Annotated in this window: 8 protein-coding genes and 2 pseudogenes; 3 read left to right on the top strand and 7 right to left on the bottom strand. The window is 52.0% G+C overall.

The features are described 5' to 3' along the window. Nucleotides 1-191, top strand: a 191-nt coding sequence (locus I9185_RS08610) for a hypothetical protein (RefSeq protein ID WP_209835618.1), incomplete at its 5' end; no start/stop codon positions are given. A gap of 466 nt (nt 192-657) precedes the next feature. Next, nucleotides 658-1,799, top strand: a pseudogene (locus I9185_RS08605) (IS3 family transposase). 355 nt (nt 1,800-2,154) lie between these two features. On the opposite strand, the gene I9185_RS08600 reads toward I9185_RS08605, so the two are convergent. The 4 genes from I9185_RS08600 to I9185_RS08585 form a co-directional block, all read right to left on the bottom strand. After that, complete coding sequence (locus I9185_RS08600) at nt 2,155-3,165, bottom strand: DUF2955 domain-containing protein (RefSeq protein WP_210092781.1); 1,011 nt, start codon at nt 3,163-3,165, stop codon at nt 2,155-2,157. Continuing rightward, on the bottom strand, nt 3,155-4,219 hold the full coding sequence (locus I9185_RS08595; RefSeq protein ID WP_210092780.1) for an HlyD family secretion protein: 1,065 nt from the start codon (nt 4,217-4,219) through the stop codon (nt 3,155-3,157). Before I9185_RS08595 ends, I9185_RS08600 begins: the two co-directional genes overlap by 11 nt. After that, nucleotides 4,216-5,295 (bottom strand): AI-2E family transporter, encoded by a 1,080-nt coding sequence (locus tag I9185_RS08590; protein ID WP_210092779.1) that lies wholly within the window; start codon nt 5,293-5,295, stop codon nt 4,216-4,218. Before I9185_RS08590 ends, I9185_RS08595 begins: the two co-directional genes overlap by 4 nt. 178 nt (nt 5,296-5,473) lie before the next feature. Continuing rightward, a complete protein-coding gene (locus I9185_RS08585; RefSeq protein WP_348539722.1) occupies nt 5,474-5,743 on the bottom strand; it encodes a potassium channel family protein in 270 nt (89 codons plus the stop codon). 421 nt (nt 5,744-6,164) lie between these two features. Between I9185_RS08585 and I9185_RS20560 the strand changes: the two genes are divergently transcribed. Beyond that, complete coding sequence (locus tag I9185_RS20560) at nt 6,165-8,816, top strand: AsmA family protein (RefSeq protein WP_210092778.1); 2,652 nt, start codon at nt 6,165-6,167, stop codon at nt 8,814-8,816. A 474-nt stretch (nt 8,817-9,290) separates the two neighbouring features. On the opposite strand, the pseudogene I9185_RS08575 reads toward I9185_RS20560, so the two are convergent. The 3 genes and pseudogenes from I9185_RS08575 to I9185_RS08565 all read right to left on the bottom strand — a co-directional run bounded on the left by I9185_RS08575 (nt 9,291) and on the right by I9185_RS08565 (nt 12,243). Continuing rightward, nucleotides 9,291-10,192 (bottom strand): annotated as a pseudogene (locus tag I9185_RS08575) (IS5 family transposase). Between the two features lie 63 nt (nt 10,193-10,255). Continuing rightward, nucleotides 10,256-11,584 (bottom strand): HAMP domain-containing sensor histidine kinase, encoded by a 1,329-nt coding sequence (locus I9185_RS08570; RefSeq protein WP_171634614.1) that lies wholly within the window; start codon nt 11,582-11,584, stop codon nt 10,256-10,258. Further along, nucleotides 11,584-12,243 carry a response regulator transcription factor gene (locus tag I9185_RS08565; protein WP_171634612.1) on the bottom strand — a complete coding sequence of 220 codons (660 nt, stop codon included), beginning with the start codon at nt 12,241-12,243 and terminating at the stop codon, nt 11,584-11,586. The genes I9185_RS08570 and I9185_RS08565 overlap by 1 nt, the downstream gene beginning before the upstream one ends. Nucleotide 12,244 lies beyond the last annotated feature (1 nt).

Raw genomic sequence — 12,244 nt, 5'->3', positions numbered from 1 at the left:
AACCCAACACCAACGACCGGACATTGGAACATCTTGGACATATACTCGCCGGACAGGGATGTTTCGCACGTTGCCACCTAAAGCAATTTGGAGTGTGCGATCCGCCTGTGCATACGGCTTTTGCCTGTAACTGTTTAACAGAAGGGCAATTGCCGCTATGCGATGGCTTAAGCTTGATGGAAAACCTTTGAGTCGCAAATGGCAAGACTCGTGCCTCGTGCTATTCTAGGGAAATTTAAAATCAAAGGCTTAGATGTCGATGAATGGCAAAACTATGTGTCGACCGACATTCCTTGTGGGACGACACATAGTTTTGCCATTTGGCAGCCATAGTCGTTCCATTGGTGATAGACGCTTCGTTTTTTGTTGGTTCGCTATGTGCCAGTCGGTGATGGCTGATGCCGGAATCGGATTGGGCAGAGGTGGTTGGGCCTAGTCGCATTTTTCATGACCTTGGGTATGCTCACTTGAGGTGCGTGCGCGTAACGACGATTTGCCGAGTTTTCTTTGGCTGAACTGGTTAGTTTGAATTTTGTCAAAACTAACGAATATCCTCGGTCACTGCTGGACAGCTGTTCACCACACTTGCCTCATGACCCAACCACCTGAAATCAGGCCACTGAAGTGTTAGTAATCCGTCCAAGCAAAGGATGGACTATGAAACGCAGATTTTCGGACGAACAGATCATTGGAATGATCAAGGAATACGAGGCTGGAGTTAAAGCACAGGAGTTGTGCCGCAAGTACGGGATCAGCGATGCAACGTTCTACAAATACAAGGCCAAGTTCGGCGGCATGAACGTGTCGGATGCCAAGAAGCTGCGTGCACTGGAGGATGAGAACAACCGCCTGAAGCGCATGCTGGCAGATGCGATGCTCGACAATGCGGCATTGAAGGATCTCGCGACAAAAAACTACTGACGCCCGATGTCAAAAGACGGGCCGTGTCAGCCGTGATGGATCGACACGATTTGTCTGAGCGTCGGGCGTGTGAACTGGCCGACCTGCACAGGTCTGTTTTCCAGTATCAGAAACAGGACGAGGATGACGCGGCCCTGCGCAAGCGCTTGCGCGAACTGGCGAACGAACGTCGTCGGTTCGGCTACCGGCGTTTGGGCATCCTATTGGCCAGAGAGGGCTTTGAAGTGAACCACAAGAAGCTGTTTCGTCTCTACCGTTAGGAAGGATTGGCTGTGCGCCGTCGTCGATCGCGCAAACGAGCTTTGGGCACGCGAAGGCCTATTCTTGTGCCGGATCGGGCCAACCAGCGGTGGTCGTTGGACTTTGTGTCCGACGCCTTTGAGGATGGTCGGCGGTTCCGTGTGTTGTGCATCATGGATGACTGCACCCGAGAGGCACTGGCAACTGTCGTGGATCGTTCGTTGTCAGGCGCGCGGATGACCCGTGAACTGGATGATCTGATCCGCAGGCGTGGCCAGCCGGACATGATTGTCAGCGATAATGGAACGGAAATGACATCTCATGCCGTTCTTCGATGGTGCCAAGACGCTGGCGTTGGCTGGCACTACATCGCACCAGGCAAGCCCATGCAGAACGCATTCGTGGAGAGCTTCAATGGTCGACTGCGTGACGAATGCCTGAACGAACATATCTTCGGCAATCTCGCAGAAGCCCGAAAGATCATTGAAACCTGGAGGATCGACTACAACACTCAGAGACCACACACATCGCTTGGCGGACTGTCACCGGCCGTTTACGCCAATCTCAACCGTGCCGCCCGGTCTGCTTCGCTTGAGCTACGCAAAGGCTCCGCTCAGCAGGCCTTGACCGCAACCTAGTCACGAGAAAAAAACAGGAACGGGTTCTACATCCAAACGGCCCGGATCAAGGGGCTGGGTCAAAGATCAAATGGCATGGGCAGCTGTGGTGACAAAGAAAGAAGATCGCCGCGATCTCATTGACGAGGGTAATAACTTGCTGCGGTACATCGTTAAGGAATTTGCCAAGGCTTGAAATGCCATTGTCGAAGGTACGTGAGAACAGGTCGGGCACTCAACCAGAGATCGCTTCACAATAAACCACTACTGCGATGTTTGCGGTTTGTTATGGCGCTGCAACTCGTGCGGTGGTTGCGAAAATTGGTCAAACTGGGAACTCTGCTGGTTTCAGCGCCAAGTTTTGACGCAACTAACTTCATTGAGTCGCCTGGCGCTCTTTCTCCGGCCAAAACTCATCTACCACAACATATGCGATGATTACAAAAAAAGCGGCGCTGGCAACTTGCAATACGCGAGTGATGCCCTTGACGTCAGCCTCGTCTGAAAATGGTGCAACCGAACCGCCATATACTATCAGAGCTGTCGTAATAGCGGAACCGGCGGCGGCGGCGAGCGGGACTTTTGACTTTCCAAGTGCTCCGAGTGTTAGGCAAAAGAAAAAACACAGCAAAACGGGGGTGAGAATAACCGGAGCTATTACGTTTATTTCATAACAAATGATGGATACTGCGGCCCCAAGTAGATTTGCCGTCAGCATAGATTTTGCAACTGTTTTGCCTGCAGCAGGCATTGCCGCAAGTTGCTGGCTCAGCAGGGCGACAAAAAACAGGACCAACAAAGCAGAAGCGCCGGAAATAAAGAACGCCATAGCAAAGGGCACTGTGACCAGAGACATCCTGACTATTCGGCGATGTGAGTCGAAGTCCGGCGATGTTGCAGCTTTCTTTTGAGGTGCCGTTTGAGGTGCAGCGGGTATCAACACGAACATCAGCGTCGATACAAAGCCTGCAAACAGCAGATTCAGTGGTATCCAATACACGAGCACCAAGGCCAGATCCTGTGATTGCAAAACCAAGTTCGGGATCATCAACGCTCCCATGAGGGCGATGACACCGGGCAATACTCCGGCACCGGAAACGGACCATATGAAAGACAGGATTATTCCAATCGCCACTAGGATCAGGAACACAACAGGATATGGTGAGAAGATTGAGGAAAGCAGGAATGAAGTGAACATCAATCCAATCGAGAAGACAAACAGCTTGCCAAACGCTGCCAAAGGCAATGCGGCAGGCGCTTGAAGAAAAAGGGCAGTGAAAACCGCTCCAATGATGGCGAGTGGCCACCCGAGAAACAGGCCCAATGCAAATACACCGGTAACACCCAGCGCAAGTCGGGTGACAGAGCGTTGGTTCTCAGTATGCATAGGAGAAGATTGAAACCACGCGGATGTAGGCGCGGCCTACGAGGTTCAGCAACGAGTTGTCGCTTAGATACATGATTACATCGGCCTGCCCGTTCAGTTGAAAGCGAAGATCGTCTTCGGCACTTCCAGCTTCATAGCCGGGTAAAACAATCCTGACCGGAAACCTTTCGGGCTCCCGCAAAAATCCCTTGGTGCTTGGCGGGCTCGCCAATTGCCCTGGCTCATCACTGCCACTCAAAGAAACAGCAGCACTAAAGCTCTCAATGACGCCCGGAACAATCTTACCTGGATGCATATCCAACACCACATCAACCGGAGACCCTATTGAAGCTCTTCCCAGATTGTTCTCGGTAAAATACGCCTCGATCCAGACGTCGGTTGCATCCAGAAACGTCAAAAGATCCTGGCCGGATCGCGCATACGTTCCGGGGGCAATCAGCAGATTAGAAATGACACCTGTCGCAGGAGCACGCAGTTCGGTCCATTCAAGGTTCAGTTCCGCATCCGCCAAGGCCGCCAGTGCGCGCTGGATTTTCGGGTTTTCAATCCCATCGTCACCAAGCCTTTGCTTTGCTTTTTCCAGATCAGCTTTTGCGTTCTCAAAGTTTGCCTCGGATTCTGCCAGTTGTCCTCGTGCATCATCGGCTTTTGAGACGGCAATCAACCCTTTCTTTTCGAGCGCAAATACACGTTCCGTCTGAATGCGCATCGTATCCAGATCGCTCTGCGCCCTTGCGAGTTTGGCTTGTGCCGCACTTACCTCTGCCGAAGACGCACCCACCTCTTGGGTTGCCGCTTCAAGATCAGCTTCCGCCTTTGAACGCTCGATTTCGTAGGGTCTGGAATCTATTCGAACCAGAACATCACCTGCCGAAACGATTTGGCCGTTTTCTACCAAGACTTCCGTTACCGTTCCGGTCACCTGAGGCACGATTTGGGTGGCCACAGCTTTTACTCTGGCGTTCCCGGTAAATGGTGTTTTTCGATCAGCGACCAGATACCAGACAAGGAAAATCAGAATGACAGCCAGGGTTGTCCATATCGTTTTCCTCATTTCGTCGCACCTTCGACAGTGCCCTCGGCTTCAGGTGAGGTATCAATCCAAACCTTGAACAGCTCATAGAAGACAGCAAAGAGTACCGGCCCCATAAAAACGCCGATCAACCCGTACGCCATCATACCTCCGAGAACACCGATGAGGATGACCAGCATGGGAGTCTCAAGGCCTTTTGAGATGAACACGGGTCTTAGGAAACTGTCCATTATCATGACGGGAACGGCCAATATGGTGAAGATCAAAGCAGTTCCACCGGACATAGAACTCCACGCGTAGATAATAACTGGTATCAGAACCAGTCCGGGCCCGATTTGGATAATTGAGAGTATGAGGCAGATAAATGCCAGCGTGGCGGCCGAAGAAATCCCAAACAATGCCAACAGTATCCAAACGAAAACTGCCTGAATGGCTGCTACGCCAATCACGCCTTTTGTAACGTTTCGGATCGTTGCGCCTGCCAGTGTCACGAATTCACCGCCGCGCGGCGCAAAGACACGGTTGGCAAAGCGCTGAAGACCCTGGACCAAATTTGGCCCGGGGCTGAACAATGCCCCCATAATCAACACGGACAGAGCTAAGCCAAGAAGCCCGATACCAATGCCCAACACCTTTCCGAAGAGCGATTTGGTGATTTCAAGGATTTGCGCGCCGTATTTTGCAAGCGCACCGTCCAGATTCCGTTCAAACATACTCCAGACATCGGCAATCTTGCTTCCGATCAGTGGTAGTTCCTTGATCCCCTCAGGGGCAGGGGGGATTGTCAATTCACCCTTGTCTGCTTGTTCCGCAAACTCGGACCCTAGTTCAGCAGCCCCGGACACCGCAGTTGCGACTGGCCCGAGGGTCAGAACAAGGCCCAACAAAACCAAGATCGTTGTGGCAAGTTTTTTCCGCCCTCCCAGCTTGGACTGGAGCCAATCAAATGCCGGGTAAAGCGCCACACAGAGGATCGTTGCCCAGATAACCACGCTCGCAAGCGGGGCCACCATAACCAGGGCGCTGTAGAGGAATAGTCCAAGAAATAGCAATCGTATCGCTAGATCGACAATCTTCGCGTCCTGAGTCTTTTCCATTCCATCCCTCCGTGAACTTTTTTTGAATGTTACACTCAAAAAACCTAATATGTATATTTTTTTAGAATTTAGTGGTCATCTATCAGCTTGAAGACACAAATTAATCCGGGCCACGGCTTGAGATGCCCAGTCAAATCAATGCCTGGGCATGAGTTCGGGTCGGCCAAATTGGGATAATCTACTTGTCCGCTTTTTTGTCGTCTTGGGACAAGATTGTATCCGCCACTGTGGTTGCTGCAGTCACGAAGACACCGAGTCCTACAATGATGTATACCATCGTAAAGATCTTCCCTGCCGCGGTTTCGGGTGAGAAGTCACCAAACCCTACGGTCGAAATGGTCACGACAGAAAAGTAGATTGAGTCGAGCCAACTCCAACCTTCGACAAAGTGGTAGAAGACCGAGGCCCATAAAATCATTCCGACTGTAAAAGCAAGAAGGCCTTTCACTCTACCATCCTTGAAAGCAACGCCAATCCCACGTGTGATTCTAGTTAGCGAATTCATTGTGTCCCCATCGTTTGAATAATTCACATATAACAGTAATTAGATGGATGTGAGAATTGAAGTATTTTAGCCGCCACTAGTTTGGTTGGGCGTCGGGTCGCAGTAATCAAAGCTAATGCAATGTGCCCGTTTACGAATCGTTAAACGCGTTTCAAGCCAGCTATTTTGAAACTGGGTCAGCAGCACATCCTAAATTTAGTCCTTTAACCGTTTCTTAGCCGCCCGACCAATTCCGCAAGAGCAGTCGGCTAAATGGTCAAGGTCATTTAGGGTTCAGCAAAATGAGAAGCCACATATTCCATTAACATGATGCTTTAATGGTCTAGTCTGCCCAAAAAAGGAATCAGAACCTTAGGAGAAAAGCGTGCGGTTCATCACAAAAGGTGTCATGGTTTGTTGCGCTGTCGCGTTCGTCGCGGTTGTTGTGGCATGGCTTTTCCTGTCCTCTGCGTTGTTTTCTTCTGTCAGAGCCACTTTTGTTGAAAACCTGATCTCGAAGAAACTTGGTCAGGACGTGTTAATCGATGATGAAGTGCGTCTAGGCCTTGGTCGGCAACTGCATGTATCAGCAGCGGGATTGGTACTACCCGGCGCGATCAGAGCAGAAGCGAATCTGGCAGCAATCGACAAACTTGAGTTCAAAATTTCTGCCCGCGACCTTTGGAACAGAAAATTGTCGCTGAGTGAGCTTTCTCTCTCGGGTGTTCACCTCAACTTGATCACGGACAAAGACGGTGTCGGAAACTGGCAGTCCGCTTCCCAAACGGGCGCTAGAGCCGGGGATCCGGCCAAACCTGCAAACCTGTCTGTGGCTGGAATTCTAACGGACCACAAAATTGACCTGACCGATGTCACCGTTCTTTACCAGAACGATCTAAACGGGCTTGATCTGGATCTGCAGCTTCCTGAACTGAATTTAAAGCGTGATACGGAAACCGACGTTGTGACCGCGGTTGGGGCTGGTGCACTAAACGGAGAGAAGTTTACTCTGAACGCGAGCATTCCTGCGGACGACTCGTTTCAGGTCGCGGTGAACTTCGATCAGATTGCGATTGCCGCCGAGGAAGTCCCTCAAGAGAACGGGCTACAAGTGAATACGACCATAGAGGTTGCCGAACTTGGTCAGCTTCTTGATATCCTGAAACTCAACCGCGTTCTGGAGGGTTCAGGGAGTATTGGTGCAGCATTCAAATCAGTCGACGGCGTAGCCCGGATTGATGACCTGGCTGTATTGACTGAATTGGATGGTGGGCAAAGCCTTTCGCTGACGGGACAAATCGGAGAGTTGGGAAACCCAGAAGACGTATCCCTAACAACCCGAATTAGGTTGTACCCAGAAGATGCGGAACCAGCCCCAGCCGCCTCGCGGTATGATCTTAAACTTATCGCAGTCGACATGGTTATCGACAGCGTGCCTGGGCAGGTGCCGCAGCGACAAATGGTCATTAAGACCAACGGTTTCACGTTGGACACGTCCGGCGAAGGCCCGCCCCCGATTAAGTTCTCCGAGCTTTCCAGAACACCAGAAGGCGCTTTAAAAGTCGGAAACATCAACCTTAGAATTGGCAACCCAGCCGATCCGTTTATCATTTTGAACGGTTCGGTCGATGACGCGCTTCAGTTGCAAGGCATTTCAGCAGAAGGCCTAGTGGATATACCGGCAAGCAGTTTGATCTCGCCAGAATTGTTGGGACCAGACGACCAGCTTGGCAGGTTTTCCGGTGACTTCCATTTGAACGGCGACATCAATCAGCTTTCGCTGACGAACTTGGATGGAAAGACAAGCGATACAGACGTCTGGAACCTTGAGGTGCATGGCACTGTCGAGAATGTACTCAAATTCGAGGACCTGGATTTGGCAATTGATGTCGCAGTTCCATCCGGAGCGGATCTTTTGCAGGCACTATCGCTTGAACGTGTGGAAACCGGGCAGGCTCGCCTTGAAATCAATCTTGTTAGCGAAGGCACTGATTGGAACGCGAGTGCCAATGTTGAGGTCGCCGACTCTATCTTGCAGATTATGGCCGATCTTGATGATGCAACAAGCGACCCGGTGCTGCAGGGTTCCATTGAGAGTGACCTGATAATGATAGATCAGATCCGAACTATCATTCAGGCTGCCGCACAGTTGCGGAAATTAGGCGGCCCAAATCCGGAAGAGAAAGAACCTAAGAAAGAAGACGAGGGCAACCAAGGCGCGTTAAGAGATGTAACGCTTAAACCTATCGGGCGCTCAATTCTCTTGTCCGGCATGGATATGGATGTCGACGTTGACCTTCGGCACATCGAAGGTGCCAAGGGCATCAGCAGTCTGCAGAGCGAAGTGACGCTCAACAAAAACGCGCTTAAGGCAGGACCACTGAAGTTTGAATACGGAGGCGCTCATTTCGACGTCAGTGGGCAAATAGATCTATCGAACGACACACATCTGCTCACGTTGACCGGCAAGGCAGGTGGCTGGCAACTGGATGAAATTCTTCACAGCCTGAACTTCAAAAAGGGCGCAAGCGGTACAATCTATGCAGATTTTTCGGTGACCGGCGGAACCGATTCAGTCAAGCATTTTGCCAATAGCATGAGCGGCAATGCCACAGTTTCTATGCGTGACGGCTCGATCGAGACCCAGCTTTTAGATCTGGCAGGATTGGGGGTGCTACCTTGGGTGTTTACCAAAGAGAAACAGAAGGTTGCTCCAATTGTATGTTTGCGCGCGCCGATTAGTATTTCAAATGGAAGTATTTCGACGAAACAAACCACATTGGAGACAGATCATGTCCAAGTCGTCGTCTTTGGCGGTGTTAATGTGGCGGGCAAGGTTTTGGACCTAAATCTGCAGCCCCGCAAGATTGGCGAACCTCTTTCGAAGAGCCCTTGGCCCGTGACCTTGAAGGGTCCACTAGCAAAGCCGAAGATCAAGGTCAAAGACGGTCCGAAGCGGCTGAAACGATCGGATGGTGCGGACAAAATGCCGGCAAGAAGACAGCTTTGCGTTCCGGACATTTTACAACTGCAGTAGTGGCGGAGGCAGTCGATAAAAGACCATTCTTAAAGTTCAAAAAGAATGGCATCGCTTTCTGAAAGCGATTTTTGCTTTGGGTTTTCTCTCGATATATTCCGCACGTTAGGCGAATAGAGACTCTCGTGGAGTTCAGCGGACATGATGGAAGACCTTTGAGACGCAAATGGAAAAACGTGTGCTCTGTTGAAATGGTAGCTAAAGCGAAATCAATAGCTTAGTTAAGCGTGAGTGGCAAAACTATGTGTCGCCCGACACTTTGAATCCATTGGAAAAATTGGCGGTTTTTACCAGCTACCCGCCAACATACCCACCTACCGATTTGAATGGCTGCACGAAGATTGTGTTTCCAACCATCGCGATTTCTCTCCGCAGCCTTCGATGAATCCGATCAAATAGCGCCCGTGATATGCCCTTTAGTTTCCACGCGATCTTATGGACACAAATCAAGGTTTGGATAAGTACCTGGGTTGATTAAGACTGGCCATTAGGGTCAGAATTCAAAGCCAAAAAGATGACGGTAGCCGCCTGTGCGATGGCTGAGAGGAAGACCTTTGGGCACCTGTCGTATCGGGTTGCCACACGTCGCCAATCTTTCAACCTTCCGAACATGATCTCGTATCACTGCCCGACAGTGCATTGCACAGCAATGTCACGAGAGGGGGGTTGCGACTATGTAGCGACGCTTGTCGTACTTCACCGCTTTTTTTGGCTGCTTCCGGCTTGGGATGCACATGCGTATCCCTTTGTCTTTCAACGTTTCCCGGAACCAATCAGCGTCATATCCGCGATCTCCGAGCAGCCATTCGACATCTGGCAGGCTGCTCAACAATGCTCGTGCGCCGATGTAATCACTCATCTGCCCAGGCGTCACAAACATGTTGAGTGGGCGCCCTTCGCTGTCGCGGATGACACGCCGTTTGGTGTTCATGCCGCCCTTGGTTCGGCCCCTCTCGGCAGCATCCTTCGGATGCGCCTGCCAGGCAGTGAATCAGGTGTCCACGCCCCCTTTTTGACGCTCATGCTGGTCGCTGTGCGGTGCGCCTTCAGGTAGGTCGCGTCCACTGCCCGGCAGTCGAAACGCAGTTTCGATGAGAGGGGATCATCACGGTCTTATCTTCTCCGTGCTCAGCGGCCAATCCGGCCATCATCCGCGCAAAGATGCCCTTGTGGCTCCAACGTTTCCAGCGGTTGTAGAGCGTCTTATGCGGGCCGTATTCCTTCGGCGCATCGCGCCAGCGCAAACCATTGCGATTAATGAAGACTATCCCGCTCAACACCCGCCGGTCATCGACGCGGAGTTTGCCATGAGACTTTGGCAAGAAGGGCCCAAGACGCGCCATCTGGGCGTCGGTCAGCCAAAACAGATCAGACATGTTCACCGCCCGTTTTTCGAGCCGTGAAACACGCAACCCCGCTGAAATCAATGGGTCTTGACCCTAGCTCGAGATCTCGACCCGACATTCGAGACCACCGAGGGTACTGGAAGCGCCCAAAATCAGATGGGTGTCATAAGCTTTCAGCAAATCGACTGCTATTGTCAGTCCTAGCCCGCTGCCGGTGACCGATGTGTCCAAACGACCGCCGGACCGAAGTGCATCGCGGCGGGCGTCTTCCGGAATCCCGGGGCCGTCGTCTTCGATGCTGATTTCGATGCAACCGGGGTTGCGCTTGGCCGTCAAGCGTACACTTTTCCGGCACCACTTGACTGCGTTGTCCAGCAAGTTGCCCAACACCTCTTCAATATCTTGTGCATCCATGCGTACCCAGAGACCGGGGTCACGCACGATCTGCAGAGATTTGCCTTCGCGATCCGCTATTGTTGCAAACAGCCGTTCCAGCCTGTCGATAGCGTTTGTCAAATCCGTTCTCGAATGGGTTAAGTCCGCGGTATGCAAGGCTCTCAATCTGGCGAGAGATCGGCTCAATTGAGCATCGATCCGGTCCAACGCCTCCCGCGCGGTGCCCGTTGCAACTCCTGCACCGGAAAGCGTTTCCAGTTCGTTCCGCAAAATTGTGGCAGGAGTTTTCAAAGCGTGGGCCAAGTCGGCTGCCTGACGGCGAGATCCTGACACGATCTCACGATTCCGACGCAGAAGTTTGTTCAGGTCTTCAACCAGTGGAGCGACCTCTTCCGGATAATCAGCTGGTCTGAGATCTTCATCCTGATCCCAGCGATGCGCGACATCGGAACGCAATCTTCTTAAAGGCCCAAGTATGATAGTCATCAATAGAAGAGATCCGGCCACCCCTATCAGACCGACAAGGGCAAATACGGGCAATAGGCTTTGTTGTGCGGCACGGCGTTCGGCGGCAAGTTGAACCCGACTTTCGGCGACACTTACGCCCCAGACAGAGCCGTCTTCGTACGTGATTTTTTGAAAGGCACTGCGCAGGACCTCACCTTCGGGGCCATTCGTAGTCCACAGCGTTGGCGTATCTGGGTTGCCGGAAGGCTCGGCGATAACTTCGTCAAACAGTGACGCAGACGTAAAGATTTCTCCTTCGTCGTTGCTAACTTGCCAGTATCTACCAGAGTATGGAGAACTGTAAGCCGGATCGAACATCAGATCCCGGAGTGAATCGGGGCTTTGGGTGGTGACGCTCAATCCCACTACAAGCTGTGTGTGGCGGTCCAACAAAGCAGTGTCGAAGCGATCTGATACGCGGTTGTTGATGTAAGAAAAGACGGCAAGTGTACCTAATCCAACAGACACGGCTCCGGATGCAAAGCCTCCTAACAATGCCCGTTGACGCAGTGACAACATCAGGCAGAGTCAATCATATATCCGCGGCCCCGTACCGTTGTAATCAAGTCGGAGCCAAGTTTTTTGCGCAGACGGGTTATGAAGACTGCAATGGTATTGGAATCCCGGTCGCCGTCGTATTCATAGATATGTTCAGAAAGCTCGGTTCTTGAAATCATGCGCCCGGCATTGAGGGCCAGATAGGTAAACACAGCGATTTCCTGAGCCGTTAGATCGATCGGAACGCCATCAACCGTCACTCGCCCGTTGCGCGTATCCAGAACGACGTTACCCATCTCGATCACCGGGTTCAACTGGCCACTTTGCCGCCGCAAAATGGCGCGGACCCGGGCCGCCAGTTCTGGCATGTGGAACGGTTTGGTCATGTAGTCGTCCGCACCGGCATCAAGCCCGTCGACACGCTCACTCCAGCCATCGCGGGCGGTAAGTATCAGAACCGGGGTTTGCACGCCCGAACCACGCCACTCGCGCAGCACCGAGATACCGTCCCGTTCCGGCAGGCCGATATCCAGAATGATCACGTCGTACGGTTCGGTCGCGCCCAGATGTAACGCGTCGAGACCGTTGTTTACCACATCCACTACGCGACCTTCGGCATTCAACAGCTTTTTGATCTGATCGCAGAGGTGCGGTTCATCTTCTGCAAGCAAAACTCTCATG

Source organism: Ruegeria sp. HKCCSP346 (assembly GCF_017872595.1).
GTDB lineage: Bacteria > Pseudomonadota > Alphaproteobacteria > Rhodobacterales > Rhodobacteraceae > Ruegeria.
Note: the sequence above shows the minus strand (reverse complement) of the source record. Positions and strands in the feature narration are given on the sequence as shown.

Excerpts from the sequence above, each read along its gene's own strand:
- I9185_RS08600 (WP_210092781.1), bottom strand. The coding sequence starts at position 3,165 with ATGCATACTGAGAACCAACGCTCTGTCACCCGACTTGCGCTGGGTGTT.
- I9185_RS08595 (WP_210092780.1), bottom strand. The coding sequence starts at position 4,219 with ATGAGGAAAACGATATGGACAACCCTGGCTGTCATTCTGATTTTCCTT.
- I9185_RS08570 (WP_171634614.1), bottom strand. The coding sequence starts at position 11,584 with ATGTTGTCACTGCGTCAACGGGCATTGTTAGGAGGCTTTGCATCCGGA.
- I9185_RS08590 (WP_210092779.1), bottom strand. The coding sequence starts at position 5,295 with ATGGAAAAGACTCAGGACGCGAAGATTGTCGATCTAGCGATACGATTG.
- I9185_RS08565 (WP_171634612.1), bottom strand. The coding sequence starts at position 12,243 with ATGAGAGTTTTGCTTGCAGAAGATGAACCGCACCTCTGCGATCAGATC.